The following is a 15,510-nucleotide window of genomic DNA, read 5'->3' as shown; positions in this document are numbered from 1 at the left end:
CAATATCTGTTAGTGACACCTTTTCAGTAAGGAGCTGTGCAACTTTTTGCCGGACTAGATTGGAGATTTGGCAGTTTTTCTCAACGATTGATGTCTTAGCTACCGTGACTCTCCTACAACTTTTACACTGGAAACGACGCTTTTTTAGACGTAATAGTGTAGGTGTTCCAGCTTGTTCAAGGAGAGGAATTTTAGAAGGCTTTTGAAAGTCATATTTGATCATCTTTCCTTGGCAGTGAGGACATGATGGTGCAGGATAATCAAGTGTTGCTTGAACCTCGATGTAGGTATCTTTTTCAAAAACAAGAGAAATAATGATATTTGGGTCTTTAATTCCGATTAATTCTGTGGTATTCTTAATAAGTCTCATAAGTTCTTCCTAATGATGGTTTGGTTGCTTTTCATTATAGTTCTTATGGGACTTTTTGTCTGCATTCAAAAAGCTCTATAATCTCTATAGTGATTTTACCCACTACAGAAATTATAGAGCCCTTTATTTAAGGTACCTCTTAGGCTACAGCCTTAATCAGTCTCCTTCAGAACCCTTATTTGTCCTCCGTAGGATTGGCCTTGGGACCAGTTTAAATCCTAGGAATCCACTAGGCTATAAGATTAGTATCCTACTAGTCATGGGTGTTTTGATTTTCCTCTTTTGTCTGAATCTGTTCGCTCTTCTAAATCCTTAATCGTCTTGTTAACAGCAAGTTTCATATCCTTAACACTATTGTCATCAAAGGCATTCTATGATAGGATGAAAGGTGAAATGATAAAGAGAAGAGGAAAATCATGCGAAAGCTGTCAGAAGCAGAATGGATAAGTCGTTTTGAGCAAGTTCAGGGACGTAAGCCAAAACCTGATGAACTACAACTGGCTTATCAGTCTGGACTTATTGAAGTCTCGAAAAATTACAATTATATCTATATTCTTCTGGGCTCTCTATTAGCAATCGTTGTTGCCATAGGAATTAGTCTGATTTCAGGGACAACACATCAACAGTCTGAGGGACCTTCTACAATGGCTAGCACGCTTTTCGCATCAACGGGAATATCAAGTGACAATTCTAGTGCTTCGGCGAGTGAAAATCCACGTTGGACCAATGATAAAGGAAGTCGTCTTGCTAATTTAATGGTTTCTTGGGGTAACCAGATGAATCAACCTGGTTATCAGGAAATTACCAAAGAAGCCTCCACTATTCCTATCCATTGGGGGTCAGACCGTGATCAGGTTGTGGACGCAACCTATGCTGCAAATGGGAATAGCAGTTCTGAGTACACTATTGTTTCAGTATATGAGCGTTGGCAGGGTACGACCGTTCACCGTTATTTCTTCTCCATAAAAAGAGATGGAACACCAGTTGTTCTTTATTCATCAACCACTAATGGTAGCATTTACTATGTCAAAGAAACAGGAAATGAAAATCTCAAGTCAGCATACGCCGATATTGTCAGCAACTAAAAACTAGATTTCCAATTGGAAACCTAGTTTTTTAGTGTGAAGAAAGGCAAGATGAGAAAACTCTAAGTACCACCTGCCTAGTTAGAGTTACATTCTTTGATATTCACTTTTCTAAGTAGTGTGTTATTTAACCTTTTTAGCCAACATAGTCGCAAATTGAAGGGCAATTGGATTGCCATATTCATCTAAGCGGTGAAGGTGACCAATATTTTCATTGTATTTGACAAGCTCCCAGTCGCTATAGTAGTTTTTCAATTCGCCTTCTTCAAAGGTAAATGGGAAAGGCATGGTACAAGGGTGCTCCTCAGTATTCATGGCACAGACAATTAAATTGTAACCACCAAGGACAGTACGCTCTTGCATATTCTTGATGATAGCCGGAATTTGGTCAGGATCAAGGAACATGAAGACCACAGTTGAGAGAATAAAATCAAAGGTTTCTGATTCTGGAAGAGCAGCAAGGTTGATATCGTAGTAACCAGCTCTAACATTGTAATTTTCCTCATCAGCGATCATCTGGATACGTTGGGTAGCTTCATTATTAATGTCAACAGCAGTGACATCATGTCCAAGTGATGCTAAATAAAGAGCGTTACGACCATGACCACAACCAAGGTCTAGAGTGCGACCAGGTTTGATATAGCCAGATTGCACGGCCTCAAGAACCTCAGAGTGGGCCTTAGTATCATACTTTTTAGCCATGTAGTCCTCAGGTTTGCAATAAAAAGACAGATAGCATTCTAAATCCTCTGAAGCAGCAGCGATGCGGTGCCAAGCCTGAGGTTCTACAAAAGGAATATCTGTTTCAGGTGTGAAGAGATGTTCCGCAGTAACCTGTCCTTCTTCATCTAATTCGTAAAAATAAAGAGCCCCAGACAGGATGGTCAGTTTAGCCCATGTTCCTACCTTTGTATTATGTTTTTGAGTCACCATTTCTGGAAGAGTAGTGGCTGTCCAGTTTGGGAGACGTTTATAGCAAAGAAGTTGCTGATCTATAGTCATTTTGTGAGTTCCTTTCAATAGGTATGGTTCTATTATAGCAAAAGTTTGGAAAAGAAAAAAGTCTAGCTGGGGGGCTAGACGCTTTTATTGTGAGAGAACTGATAATCTAGGAATGGGGGAAAAGTGTTTGGGGAAGATAGGTATAAATGTTAAGAAGGGGTCCTAGACTATCAAAAACGTTCATGAGAACAATAAGTTTCAAATGATAAAATATTTATCTTGAACTCATTCGTTCTCTCTTTACACTATCTATTCTACCAAAAAAATCAGCAAAATGCTTACATAATATTAAAAAGCGTAAGAAAAAATCACGAACAGTCAATTAATGGTCTTGAATGGTAACTTTGTACAATCTATTTTGAGTGATTACTATTACAGTATCCTAAGAAATGTATTTATAGAAAGTAGATAAAAGAAAAAACGTCTAACTAAAGCAGCTAGACGTTAATTATAGGAGAGATCTGGAAATCTAGGAATGGGGGAAAAGTGTTTGGGGAAGATAGGTATAAATGTTAAGAAGGGTTCCTAGACTATATTTTATTCTGTTTATGAGAATAGTGAGTAAAAACTTATAAAAATAACTTTTTGCCTCATCCGGTCTCTCTTTACATTTTCTATTTTACCAGAAATATGGAATATAACTTTACATATTTTTAAAAAGTGTAAGAAAAAATCATGAACAGTCAATTAATAGTCTTGAATGGTCATCTCACTTTATTAAAAAAGCAGATCCCTCAGGTTCTGCTTGTAAATGATAGTAATGATTTGATACCTTAAACAATCTTACCATAGAGCTTCTTAACATTGTTAATATCAACAGGTTGGATACTTGTTTTTCCACCCTTAGGTTCCATTACAGAGGCAACTGCACTATTATGGTCAAGTCCAATCGCATGTCCCAGTTCGTGTTGGGCAGTGTTAAGGAGTTTACCACCATTTTTTTGGTAGTAGTTGTTTTTAACATGGAAGCTATTCAGGTAAACGGTAGCATTGTTATATTGCTTGGTTGGGACATAATAAGTAGAGTAGGTAACTCCAAGAGGAGATGCTACATTTTCTTCATAACGTTCATCAGCAATAATGTTAGCTTTTAGTTTATCGTCGGTAAGTAGGAAGTTAAAGGCTCCAGTATTGTTCCAAGAGGTAATAGCTTCTTTGTAAGCAGTCACTATCTCTGGAGTTTTAGCTTTGATGAAGATGGTTGCTTCATTACTTGACCAATGAGGTGTATTGTAATTTTTTTTGACAAGAACGTTGTTCTTTTGCCATACTTGCGCCACTCGGTCAACTGGTTTAGTAGCTTGGCCTGAAGCTGTGGGCTTATTTTCGGTAGTCACAGGCTTCTTAGGCTGAATAGTTGCAGTTGTTGAAGGCTTGTTTGCAACTGTAGCTGGTTTCTTGGGTTGGTTAGCCGTAGAACTTGATGTTTTAGGTTTAGAAGTTCCAGTAGTCGCTGGTTTTGTCGTGTCTGTTAATGGTTTTGGAAAATAGGTAGACAAAATTTTATGAACATTGCCATTGTCAATTGTCGTTGAAACCCATGTAGCACCATCTTTTGACCAAGTTTGCGCTTGTGCGACAGTTTCGGTCTTTGATGTTGCTTTATTTTCTTGAGATTGAGAATGACTTTCTGAACTTGTCGGAATCTTAGTCTCATAGGTTATGACTCCGGTCTGACGATTAACAGTGCTACTTGCTGTTTGACTATTTTGAGCTAATTCGTCAAAAGTTGGAGTAGTTGAGGTAGATTGATTAAAATCATTTTCATGTGTATGTTGGTCATCCACAGAGGTGTGTGAGATTGTGGTGACGGCAGCAGGTGCTTCAGAAGCAATAGCAGCATGTGTTTGAGTGCCAGTATTTGTACTTGTCTCAAGTTCGGCAAAAGTCAGTGCCTGAGTGGAATCTGAGACATAAGTCTGATCAGCAGAAGCTGTCTGAGAATGTCCCAAAAGAAAAACACTCATGATACCAACAGTTGCAAGGGTTAACAAGGTCCTTGAATGGAATCCTTGTCTTTCAGTAAAACGTAACATAACTTTCTCCTTTTTAATATAAAACAAAAACAGTCCTAATAATACCATCTGAAAATGAATATAAAGTGACAACAATATAACAATTGTTATATAAATAAAAACTTGGTCGTTAAAAAAAGACTTTATACAGAAAAAAGAATAATATCCGCTTAAATATGATAAAATGACAAGTAGGTATGCTAAGTGCATTAGAAAGAAAGAGGGAAATAAGATGCTTTCTATTATCATCCTGGAAGATGATGCCTTACAGCGTCACCGTGTTGGTCGCTTATTGGACGAAGCGGTCGAGGAGTCTAAGGCTGTTGTTAATGACATCACATTCTTTGAGAATGGTCAGGAATTGTTAGATGCTGACAGAGGTTCAGGTAAATCCATGATTTACCTTCTGGATATTGACCTCAAAAATCAGACCAAGCAGGGACTAGATATTGGTTTGGAGATTCGAAAAGAAGACTTGAAGGCACAAATTGCTTTTGTAACAGCCTACTCGGAGTTTATGCCTTTGACTTTTCGTTATAAGATTCAAGCCCTTGATTTTGTGGATAAATCCATGGAAGATGTGGATCTCAAGAGAGCTTTGGTAGAGCTTTTGGATTTTGCCCAGTCGCAGGTTGAGCAAGAAACGAAGACACAGAGTCTCACTGTTAAAACGGATAAAAATGATGTCAGTATTCCTTATAATGACATTTTGTATATTGAGACAGCTCCTGTTCCACATAAGTTGATTGCCCATACCAAGACAAACTTGGTTGAATTTTATGGGAAAATTGCAGAGGTGGCAAAACTGGATGATATATTCTTCCAACCCCACCGCTCTTTCGTCGTTAATGTCAGCAATGTGACAAGTGTGGATCGTACCGCTAATATGGTTTTCTTTGATGACGATGAGTCTTGCCTCCTTTCGCGAACACGTAAAAAAGAACTTTTGGAACGATTGAAAAATCGTTAAAGTATCTAGCCTATCCTTCTTCTCTAATAGTTATTAAAAATTTTCTGAAAACCGAGATGATTATTCAGTTTTATCTCATCTATTGACGGGAATTGTGATAAAATAGTAGCGTGGCTTTTATCATATACCTATCATGACTAGAAGGAGGTGGCTAACTATCATATGATGATTGATTTTCAAATTGCATTAGAGTATCTTTTGCATTTTATCGTCATACAATGGATTTACGAACAGACCAGTTTGGTTAGGGTTCCCCGACTGATTCTCCCCTTGGCTTTCTTAGTAGAATTCCTAGGAGGATTACTCGGTTCCTCTTTCGGGGTCGGCTTGTCCTTTATGACGCCTTTCTATCTTCTTTTCTATGCCTATTTCTTTGGCAAGGAAAGAACGGCCAATATGTTGGCCTTCTATGCCTTCTACCCTTTAGTCATTTATCTGTTGATATTTAATGGTTATTCTTATTTCTTGATGCCAGCCTTTAATATCACTTCAGATTTTCTCAACAAGAGTTATCTTTATTTTATTTTCTTTGACCTTCTAATTGTTCCAACCTTTGTTGCTCTTTCCAAGCTCCTTAATATTGACTTTAAATCTTTAAGGGTCTTGGAGAGAGACCGTAAGTTTAGTCGAATTATGTTTTTCACTAACTTTATCTTGATTAGTTATGTGATTTTTAACTATGCTGTGGTTGTAGCTTCGCAATTCTTTTCACTCTACTATGCTGGTCCTATCGTAACCTTAGTTGGTTTTGCATCTATCCTTTTTGCTGTATATAGTGTCAATAAGTATGCAGATGAGTACTTTGAAAATCAGCGTCGGAAAGAAAATCGTCGTCACTTGGATGATTTAGAAAAGTATTCTGAGCAAGTTGAGAGCCTTTATGAAACACTACGTGGTTTTCGTCATGATTATACCAATGTTCTGATTTCGCTTAGTGAGGCGATACAGATGAGAGATATTGACCAGATCAAGATGATTTATGACACTGTCCTTAAAGATTCAGCATCAGATTTGAGGCAACAAAAATTTGATTTGGCGAAACTAACACATGTAACCAATATGCCACTCAAGAGCCTGTTATCTTCTAAACTGGCTGAGGCGTTTGATAAGGGAATTCATTGTCATGTTGAGGTCGAAGAAGGTGTTTTCTTCACAGATATGCGTGTCTTGGACTTGATTACTATTACATCAATCCTCTGCGATAATGCGATTGAGGCAGCTGTTCTGTCAGAAACACCAAAGTTGTCTATTGCTATCTTTAAGATGGAGGGGCAGTCTGTAATTGCTGTTGAAAATTCCACTAAGGAAGCTTCTATTGACATAGCTCCTTTGAAGCAAAGAGGATTTTCGACCAAGGGAACAGGTCGTGGTTTAGGCTTAGCAAATATTGAAGAAATTCTCTTCAGATATGACAATGTGTCACTCGAAACGGAGTCAGCACAGCACCGTTTTGTGCAGTTATTGTCCGTTACACCAAAACAAGATTAATTGGGGATTTAATAAGAGTTTTTAGAATTCTTGTTAGTCCCTATTTTTATGTTTTGAAATATGTTAAAATAGTAACGTTAATCATGTGTTTTTTAATTTAGGGGGATTTATTATGTTGAAAGACGAATGGTTAGAATACTTTGAAGCTGTCAATGGGCGAAAGCCGAGGCCTATTGATTTTAAAGAGGCTCTAGAAAGAGGAGAGTTTATCCTCTCTGAGGAGTCAGACTCAAGCCAAGTAACTAATCAAGCACCGTCTGATCAAGGACAAGCATCGCCTGATCAATCATTAGATGGAGAAACTGCAACCGCAAAAGCACTAGCCCAGTCTCAAAAAGAGCGTAACGGCGCACAAGAGGCCCTAGCTAATGCGGCTCAAGAAAAGAGAAAAGCGCTATCCCAAGAAAGTGCTCTCCAAGTGAAGACGCTTCAATCAGGTCGTGAAGCTGAGGTTCTTCAAAAGGAAGAAGAACAGCGTCAACGTGTCGCTGAAGCTAAAGAACGGTTGGCTAGTTATGCGCCAACACGTCTGGATTCAGTAAGCCATTCAGCAAGTGCTGCGAGTGCAACTATTCAGGATATTCCAGTGTTCAGCAATGAATCACAATATCATGACAGTTCTGAGGACTTGAAAAAAGCCAACCGAAAAGAAGAAAAAGAGGCCAAGAAAATTGCTCGTCAGGCTGCTCGTGATAAGAAAAAGGCCGAAAAGCTTGCTGATAAAGTCAAGTCCAAAGAAGATCAGACTGTAATCAAACTAGAAAAGAAATTGGAAAGTCAGATTCGTCTTCTAGAAAGTGTTCAGAACATTGACAAAAAATCACAGAAGGCAAAAAGTTGGGGTAAAGGGGCCTTGATTTCTAGCCTTATTGCCGTTGTTTTGATGCTGTTGATTGGTGGTGTTTATGGCTTTTGGCGTAACGCTTCAGGTAACATTGAGGGGACTTGGGAATTAAAAACGTCAAAAGTCTTGGATGAAAATTCTGGCAAGTTAACCAATGCTCTTAAGGAGCATGAAAACAATAATGAAATTTATGTCTCTTTCCTTAAGGTTGACCATTCCAATAATCTACAGACACATTCTTACTTCTATACTAAGGGTAAGGAGGACCACCCTACTTTTACGGCTTCAGATTATCTGAAGGAGTATCAAGTTGTTGATCAGTGGAATAAGTCTATTACCTATACCAAGGAAGTCTCAGAATTTAAGCGTGAGTTGACTCGGGTGGTCTCAGAACTTTATCCAAATGCCGATAAGAACTTAGTGGATTACTATATTTCGGATAATGTAGATAACTATAGACTTTATCGCAAAGGAAAACGAACCAAGTCGTATACTGTTAATAAGGATACCTTGGTTGTTTCTACCTATAATGAAGATGGTAAACTGACTAGCCGTGATACTTATGAGAAGGTCTCAAAAGCGACAGCTAAAGGCTTAGAAGCTGAATATGCTGAAGCAAAAGTGGCTTACGAAAAAATCATAAGACTACAAGCAAAAAATAGGTAAAAAGTGAGTTAGAGGTTGTCTCTAACTTTTTTTGTTGAAAATTTGAGTCTGTCAAGTTTTTTTCTTGACACATAAAAATGTTATGGTATACTAGATAAGGTCGAGAGGTGATTAATGCCTCCACCATAATAAAAAACTAAAGAAAAGAGATATTACAAAATGGCAGTAAAAATCCGTTTGACTCGTATGGGTTCTAAGAAAAAACCTTTCTACCGTATTAACGTTGCAGATTCACGTGCTCCACGTGATGGACGTTTCATCGAAACAGTTGGTACTTACAACCCACTCGTTGAAGAAAACCAAGTAACAATCAAAGAAGATCGTATTCTTGAATGGTTGTCTAAAGGTGCACAACCTTCAGATACAGTTCGTAACATCCTTTCAAAAGAAGGCGTTATGAAGAAATTCCACGAATCAAAATTCTCAAAATAATTTTTTAGCCTATGGATACCATTGAAAATCTTATTATCGCTATCGTTAAACCTTTAATTGCTTCACCAGATCAGTTGACCATTAAAATTGTTGATGGCTCTGAGTTTTTGGAGTACCATCTTGACCTCGACCCAGCAGACATTGGGCGTGTTATCGGGAAAAAAGGACGTACTATTACGGCGATAAGAGCGATTGTCTATTCGGTACCTACTCAAGGTAAGAAGGTTCGTCTTGTTATTGACGAAAAAGAGAATGCTTAAGAGGCGACCTTAGGGTTGTCTTTTTTGCATTTTTTGGTTAACCCTCTTAGTCTTTGGTATAATATGAGGGTTAAACATAATACCTAAGTCAAAGATTAATCTGAAAGAAGGAGCAAGAATGACTTATCAAGAAGCGTTAGAGTGGATTCACGGTCAGTTGAAGTTTGGCATTAAGCCAGGTTTGGAACGTATGGCCTGGATGCTTGAAGAACTAGGAAACCCACAAGACAATTTGAAGGCTGTGCATATCGTTGGGACTAATGGAAAAGGGTCTACGGTAAATGCCCTACAAACGATTTTTAGTCAAGCAGGTTATGAAGTTGGAACCTTTACCTCGCCTTACATTATTGATTTTAAGGAACGGATTTCTGTCAATGGTCGTATGATTTCAGAAGAGGCGTTGTTGGACTTGGTTGAACGTGTTAAGCCTGTAGTTGATCGTCTACCAAAAGAGACAGAGCATGAAAATGCGACAGAGTTTGAGATTATCACAGTCTTGATGTTTCTCTACTTTGGACAAGTCCATCCTGTGGATATTGCATTTATAGAGGCTGGAATGGGCGGCTTGCATGATTCGACTAATCTATTTAGTCCTCTAGCGGTCATCTGTCCATCTATTGGTCTGGATCATCAGGCGGTTTTGGGAAATACTCATGCTGAAATTGCGGCAGAAAAGGCTGGTGTTTTGAAAAATGGAGCTCCCTTTATTTTTGCGACTGAGCGAGATGATGTTCGAGCAGTCTTTGAAAAGAAAGCACATGAAGAAGGGGCTAAGACCTACGAGTTAGGAAAAGATTTCACAGCTAACGGAACAAGTCATTCCTTTGATTTTGCTTACGAGGGACAAAAGCTAGAAAATATCTCATTGGCTATGGCTGGTCAGCATCAGGTGGCTAATGCTAGTTTGGCCATCATGACTTCTTTGCTGCTTCAAAAAGATTATCCAGAAGTGACTCCTGACCTCATTAAGGCTGCCTTAGCTCATGCTAGTTGGCTAGGTCGAACAGAGTTTTTGATGCCTAATCTCATGATAGATGGTGCTCATAATAACGAGAGTGTTAAGGTCTTGATTGATTTGTTAAAATCAGAATATGCGGATAAGGATATTGAATTGCTTTTTGCAGCTATTGATACCAAGCCTATTGATAGTATGTTGGCTCAGTTAGAGTCGGTCGGTGATTTGACAGTAACCAGCTTTGAGTATCCAAATAGTGTCAAATTGGACAAGTACCCAGCTGCTTACAAAAAGGTCCCAGGCTTCCAAACTTGGATCAAGAATCATGTATCAGCGGATAAAGACAAATTATATGTGATTACAGGATCTCTTTATTTTATTTCTCAAGTTCGAAAATGGCTTTTAGAGCGAAAAAGTAACGTTTAGACTTGAAAGATAAGACTTAGGGGCGTATAATACCCCATATGTTTTAAAAGTAAGGAGAAAAAATGCTTCAACGTCTGAAAAACATTTTAATAGGTGAACCCTTGACCCAGGATAATAGCAGTGATGATCACTTATTATCTAAGGTTCAAGCGTTAGCCATGTTGTCGAGTGATGCTCTATCATCTATCGCATATGGTCCTGAACAGGTCGTATTGGTCTTGATGGCTGTATCAAGCGCTGCTATTTGGTGGTCTATCCCTATTGGGGTTTTGGTTTTAGTCCTTTTGGCTAGCCTTACTATTTCTTACAGACAGGTAATTAAGGCCTATCCACAAGGTGGTGGTGCCTACATGGTAACTTCGGAAAATCTGTCACCTAAATTTGGTTTGATAGCTGGTGGTAGCCTCTTAGTCGACTATATGTTGACAGTAGCCGTTTCAGTTGCCTCAGGTGCGGATGCCATTACTTCAGCTATTCCTTTACTTCATCCCTATAATCTGGAAATCTCAATGATTTTGGTGCTTGTTTTGATGGTGATGAACCTCAGGGGAATGCGTGAATCGGCAAAATCTCTGATGATTCCTGTTTATCTCTTTATTGTCTCAACGATGTTCTTATTAGGATTTGGTTTCTTACAGATCTTAACGGGGCATATGCCTTATGCGGCTACGGCCCATTTAGGCCAACCGATTACAGGTGTGTCAGTGATTCTTATTTTAAGGGCTTTTACATCAGGTTCGGCTTCATTGACAGGGGTGGAAGCTATTTCTAATGCAGTGCCTTTCTTTAAGAAACCTAAGCCTAAAAACGCTGCATCAACCCTCTTTATCATGTCAAGCATCTTGGGGATTATGTTTGCCGGGATTACCTTCCTAAACTGGTGGACTGGCATTACACCTCATTCAGGTGTGACAATTTTGGCACAGATGGCTAGAGAAATTCTTGGCTATTCATGGATTGGTAGTATCTTATTTTATATCTTCCAATTCTCAACTGCTATGATTCTTGCAGTAGCAGCAAATACTGGTTTTTCAGCCTTTCCGATGTTGTCCTTTAATATGGCTAAGAATAAATACATGCCTCACATGTATCTTGAAAAAGGTGCACGTATGGGATACTCTAACGGTATCTTGACGCTGGCTATTGGGGCCATTACCCTCTTATTCATTTTCCGAGGAAATACGGAACGGTTGATTCCGCTTTATACTATTGGGGTGTTCATTCCTTTTGCACTTTCTCAAACAGGGATGGTTGTCCATTGGATTCGTGAATATGGTAAGGGATTCTGGAAACACTCTTTAGCTAATATTTTAGGTGCCCTAATTTGTTATGCTATCGTCCTCATTCTCTTCCTTTTCCGTCTAGGAGATATTTGGCCATTCTTCCCTATTATTGCGATTTTGATGTGGATGTTCCTTAAGATTAAGAAACATTACAATGGGGTTGCTCAACAATTGCGTATTGATGGTCAAGTCAAAGAACATCATTATCAAGGCAATATTGTCCTTATCTTGGTGGGGAATGTTACAAAGGCTAATATTGGTGCTATTTCTTATGCACGTTCTATTGGTGATAAGGTTATCGCTATGCATGTGTCTACTAAAGATACAGAGAATAAGGACAAGGAAACCGAACAAGAGTTTAAAAAATATTTCCCAGAAATCGAGATGGTTCATATCCAATCACCTTACAGTTCAATTACGCAGTCAACTATTCAATATGTAGACGAAGTAGCTACTCAGGCTGAAAAAGAGAATGCGACTCTGACTGTTATGATTCCACAGTTTGTTCCGAAAAAATCATGGCAAACCATGCTTCACAACCAGATGAGTTTACGATTGAAATATTATCTCAAATGGCGTGAGAATATTGTCATTTCATCATATTCTTACCACTTAAAAGATTAAATAAAGACAAGCGAGGACAGTCCCCATGTGACGGGGAGTCTTCGCTTTTTTAGCTGGAATTCAGCTAGGCAATTTTATTTTTTGCAAGAAAAATCGAGCAAAATGAGTTATAATAGATAGTACTATAACGTTTCAAGAGGAAATTATGGCAAATCAAGAAAAAGTAGAACAAGCAGTCTATCAATTATTGGAAGCTCTGGGTGAAAATCCTGAGCGTGAAGGTCTTTTGGATACGCCAAAACGTGTGGCTAAGATGTATGCTGAGATGTTTTCAGGCTTAAATGAAGACCCTAAAGATCAGTTTACAGCAGTCTTTTCAGAAGTACATGACGAAGTTGTCCTTGTCAAGGATATTCCTTTTTACTCTATGTGTGAGCATCATTTGGTTCCCTTTTATGGAAAGGCTCATGTAGCTTATCTGCCAAGTGGGGATAAGGTGACTGGACTGTCAAAATTAGCACGTGCTGTTGAAGTGGCGGCCCGTCGTCCACAATTGCAAGAACGTCTGACAGATCAAGTCGCTACAGCGCTTGAAGAAGCCCTTAATCCTCGAGGTGTTTTTGTCATGGTGGAAGCAGAACACATGTGTATGACCATGCGTGGTATTAAGAAACCAGGAAGTAAGACCATCACAACAGTTGCTAAAGGCCTTTATAAAGAAGACCGTGAAGAACGTAAGGAAATTCTTTCTTTGATGCGTGATTTTTAGGAGTTAAAATGTTTATTGGTAAACATGAGATTGCAGGTAAGGCCTGCATTATGGGAATCTTGAATGTCACCCCAGATTCTTTTTCAGACGGTGGTGATTTTGACACAATAGAAGATGCGCTAGCTCAGGTTGAGCGTATGATTGCTCAAGGGGCTAGTATTATTGACGTGGGTGGTGAGTCTACAAGACCCGGAGCAGAATTTGTTACCGAGGAAGAAGAGATTGCTCGTATTGTGCCAATTATACAAGCTATTAAGGCAAATTATGACGTTCTCGTCAGTATTGATACCTACAAGACAGCTACTGCTAGAGTTGCTCTTGAAGCAGGTGCGGATATTCTTAATGATGTTTGGACAGGTCTTTATGATGGTCAGATGTTAGCTTTAGCTGCTGAGAAAGACGTGCCAATCATCCTAATGCACAATCAAAAGGAAGAAATTTACAATGACGTCACTGAAGATGTCTGTGCCTTTCTCAATCAACGTGCGCAAGCTGCCTTGGAAGCTGGTGTAGCCAAGGAAAATATCTGGATTGATCCTGGCTTTGGTTTTGCTAAAAATGTCCAACACAATATAGATCTGCTTAAAGGCTTGGACAAGGTTGTTGAGCTTGGGTATCCTGTTCTTTTTGGGATTTCTCGTAAGCGTGTTGTGGATTATCTCCTAGGTGGAAATATTCCTGCCAAGGACCGTGATCAAGGGACAGCTGCTCTATCTGGTTATGCTGTTAGCAAGGGATGTCAAATTGTTCGTGTCCATAATGTTGAAGCCAATCGTGATATTGTCAAGACTATCGCAGGAATTTTATGAAACGAAAAAAAAGCTCAAATCGAGCTTTTTTCTTAGTCTTGAATTGTCCAAACGCTGACAGATTTTTCAGAAACTGGGAAGTCTCCCCATCCGTCTTCATCAATAGTTACAGTATCAGAGCAGTTTCCAAGGATGTCATGGAAGGTTTGTCCAGCCCAATCACTGCCAATTTCCATAGTTTTGCTGTTAGCAACATCATTAGAAATGGTTACGGCTAATGGAGTACCGCCTTCGTTGCCAGAGCGTGTCCATCCGATACAGTTAGGGTCGTCAAAGTAGTCTTTTTGCTCTCCGTAAGCTAATTCTTTACGAGCGTAAAGTAGGGTGTCTAAGACCTCTTGGAAACTTTCCTGAGCAAACTCCCCTTCGATACCATAGTAGTCCCCATAAAACAGGCAAGGAAGACCATCTTCACGAAGTAGAATAAGAGCGTAAGCAGCTGGCTTAAACCATTCTTCAACAGTTGATTCTAGAGCCTGTCCACGTTGGGTATCGTGGTTCTCTACGAAGGTTACCGCATGCTCTGGGTGATTTTTGACTAATGTTTGATCGAAAATAGTCGTCAAATCGTAATCGGCCCCTTCCAGGCTGGCATCGTATAAGTTGTTATGAAGGCGAACATCCACAAGGTCAAAGCGGTTTTCAGTTTTTTCGAGATAAGTATTATTATCTTCTTCCTTGGCATTCCAAAATTCCCCAAAGACATAGAAGTCTTGTCCTTGTTTTTCTTTGACGTCACGTATGAAATTACGCATAAAGAAAGAGTCTATATGTTTGACAGCATCCATGCGGAAACCGAGGACTCCAGTTGTTTGTACGAACCAGTCGACCCAACTGTAGATATTTTCAATGACTTCAGGATGCTTATAGTCTAGATTGGCATACATAAGGTAGTCAAAGTTACCGTTTTCGTTGTCTACCAAGTCGTTTTCAGCCCAACCTTTGTTGTCACCTTGGATAAGATAGATACCACTTTTATTACGTTTGGCATCGAAGTCCGTCCCGTTAAAGTGGTACCAGTGCCATTCAAAATCGTTGTAGGCCTTTTGACGACCATCAAATGTGAAATGTGTCCACCCTTCAATTTCAAAAGGCTTGCTGATTTCTTTTGTACGATCCTCTGGGTCAACTTCGACCACTTCGAAGGTCTCGAGTTTATCCGCTGCCGCCTTGTGATTAAGGACGACGTCAGCCATGGGTACAATACCAACGTCTTTGAGGCGATTAATAGCATTGAGATATTCATCTTTGAAACCGTACTTAGTGCGAATAGTACCTTTTTGATCGAATTCGCCTAGGTCAAAGAGGTCATAGACTCCGTAACCGACATCATCTTTATTAGTGCCTTTAAAAGCAGGTGGCATCCAAACATGGCTAATACCAAGGTCTGAGAGGTGTTGGGCATCTTCAGCCAAGTGATTCCAATGTTGTCCATCGCTTGGAAGATACCATTCAAAATATTGCATTACAGTTTGATTTGTCATAGTTAATTCCTTGTTCATTGAGAAAGTCATTGATGTTGTAGCAGTAGGTTATTTAACCTCTGCACCTTTATTTTATCAAATAAGAATA

At 39.2% G+C, this 15,510-nt stretch carries 14 protein-coding genes; 10 read left to right on the top strand and 4 right to left on the bottom strand.

Features of this window, described 5'->3' with window-relative positions; translation table 11 throughout:
• Positions 1-370, bottom strand: a 370-nt coding sequence (locus tag HSISS3_RS08660) for an ISL3 family transposase (protein WP_042771964.1), incomplete at its 3' end; no start/stop codon positions are given.
• Between the two features lie 416 nt (positions 371-786).
• Between HSISS3_RS08660 and HSISS3_RS08655 the strand changes: the two genes are divergently transcribed.
• Positions 787-1,455, top strand: a complete 669-nt coding sequence (locus HSISS3_RS08655; RefSeq protein ID WP_021152411.1) for a DUF4767 domain-containing protein — start codon at positions 787-789, stop codon at positions 1,453-1,455.
• A 123-nt stretch (positions 1,456-1,578) separates the two neighbouring features.
• Here the strand turns inward: HSISS3_RS08655 and tehB are convergent, their stop codons facing one another.
• Complete coding sequence (gene tehB, locus HSISS3_RS08650; protein WP_021152410.1) at positions 1,579-2,457, bottom strand: SAM-dependent methyltransferase TehB; 879 nt, start codon at positions 2,455-2,457, stop codon at positions 1,579-1,581.
• Positions 2,458-3,230: 773 nt separating this feature from the next.
• Positions 3,231-4,493, bottom strand: a complete 1,263-nt coding sequence (locus HSISS3_RS08645) for a matrixin family metalloprotease (RefSeq protein WP_021152409.1) — start codon at positions 4,491-4,493, stop codon at positions 3,231-3,233.
• A gap of 211 nt (positions 4,494-4,704) precedes the next feature.
• On the opposite strand from HSISS3_RS08645, the gene HSISS3_RS08640 reads away from it, so the two are divergent.
• From HSISS3_RS08640 to folP, 9 genes are all read left to right on the top strand, one after another.
• Entirely contained in the window at positions 4,705-5,442 is a 738-nt protein-coding gene (locus tag HSISS3_RS08640) for a LytR/AlgR family response regulator transcription factor (RefSeq protein ID WP_021152408.1), read from the top strand.
• A gap of 162 nt (positions 5,443-5,604) precedes the next feature.
• Complete coding sequence (locus tag HSISS3_RS08635) at positions 5,605-6,930, top strand: sensor histidine kinase (protein ID WP_196757044.1); 1,326 nt, start codon at positions 5,605-5,607, stop codon at positions 6,928-6,930.
• Between the two features lie 112 nt (positions 6,931-7,042).
• Positions 7,043-8,440 carry a hypothetical protein gene (locus tag HSISS3_RS08630; RefSeq protein ID WP_021152407.1) on the top strand — a complete coding sequence of 466 codons (1,398 nt, stop codon included), beginning with the start codon at positions 7,043-7,045 and terminating at the stop codon, positions 8,438-8,440.
• A gap of 159 nt (positions 8,441-8,599) precedes the next feature.
• The gene (rpsP, locus tag HSISS3_RS08625; RefSeq protein ID WP_008535277.1) at positions 8,600-8,872 is read left to right on the top strand and encodes a 30S ribosomal protein S16; all 273 of its coding nucleotides are present in this window, start codon (positions 8,600-8,602) and stop codon (positions 8,870-8,872) included.
• 11 nt (positions 8,873-8,883) lie between these two features.
• The gene (locus HSISS3_RS08620; RefSeq protein WP_021146292.1) at positions 8,884-9,132 is read left to right on the top strand and encodes a KH domain-containing protein; all 249 of its coding nucleotides are present in this window, start codon (positions 8,884-8,886) and stop codon (positions 9,130-9,132) included.
• Positions 9,133-9,250: 118 nt separating this feature from the next.
• Complete coding sequence (locus HSISS3_RS08615) at positions 9,251-10,513, top strand: bifunctional folylpolyglutamate synthase/dihydrofolate synthase (RefSeq protein WP_021146291.1); 1,263 nt, start codon at positions 9,251-9,253, stop codon at positions 10,511-10,513.
• A 62-nt stretch (positions 10,514-10,575) separates the two neighbouring features.
• Positions 10,576-12,420: an APC family permease gene (locus tag HSISS3_RS08610; protein ID WP_008535274.1), complete on the top strand. Its 1,845-nt coding sequence runs from the start codon at positions 10,576-10,578 to the stop codon at positions 12,418-12,420.
• Between the two features lie 145 nt (positions 12,421-12,565).
• On the top strand, positions 12,566-13,129 hold the full coding sequence (folE, locus tag HSISS3_RS08605; protein ID WP_002884345.1) for a GTP cyclohydrolase I FolE: 564 nt from the start codon (positions 12,566-12,568) through the stop codon (positions 13,127-13,129).
• 8 nt (positions 13,130-13,137) lie between these two features.
• On the top strand, positions 13,138-13,938 hold the full coding sequence (gene folP, locus HSISS3_RS08600; RefSeq protein WP_021152406.1) for a dihydropteroate synthase: 801 nt from the start codon (positions 13,138-13,140) through the stop codon (positions 13,936-13,938).
• A 32-nt stretch (positions 13,939-13,970) separates the two neighbouring features.
• Here folP and HSISS3_RS08595 read toward each other — a convergent pair whose 3' ends face one another.
• Positions 13,971-15,422 (bottom strand): alpha-amylase, encoded by a 1,452-nt coding sequence (locus HSISS3_RS08595; protein ID WP_021152405.1) that lies wholly within the window; start codon positions 15,420-15,422, stop codon positions 13,971-13,973.
• Positions 15,423-15,510 lie beyond the last annotated feature (88 nt).

The sequence above is a fragment of the Streptococcus sp. HSISS3 genome, from assembly GCF_000448605.1.
Classification (GTDB): domain Bacteria; phylum Bacillota; class Bacilli; order Lactobacillales; family Streptococcaceae; genus Streptococcus; species Streptococcus raffinosi.
This window is presented reverse-complemented; position numbering and strand designations above follow the sequence as displayed.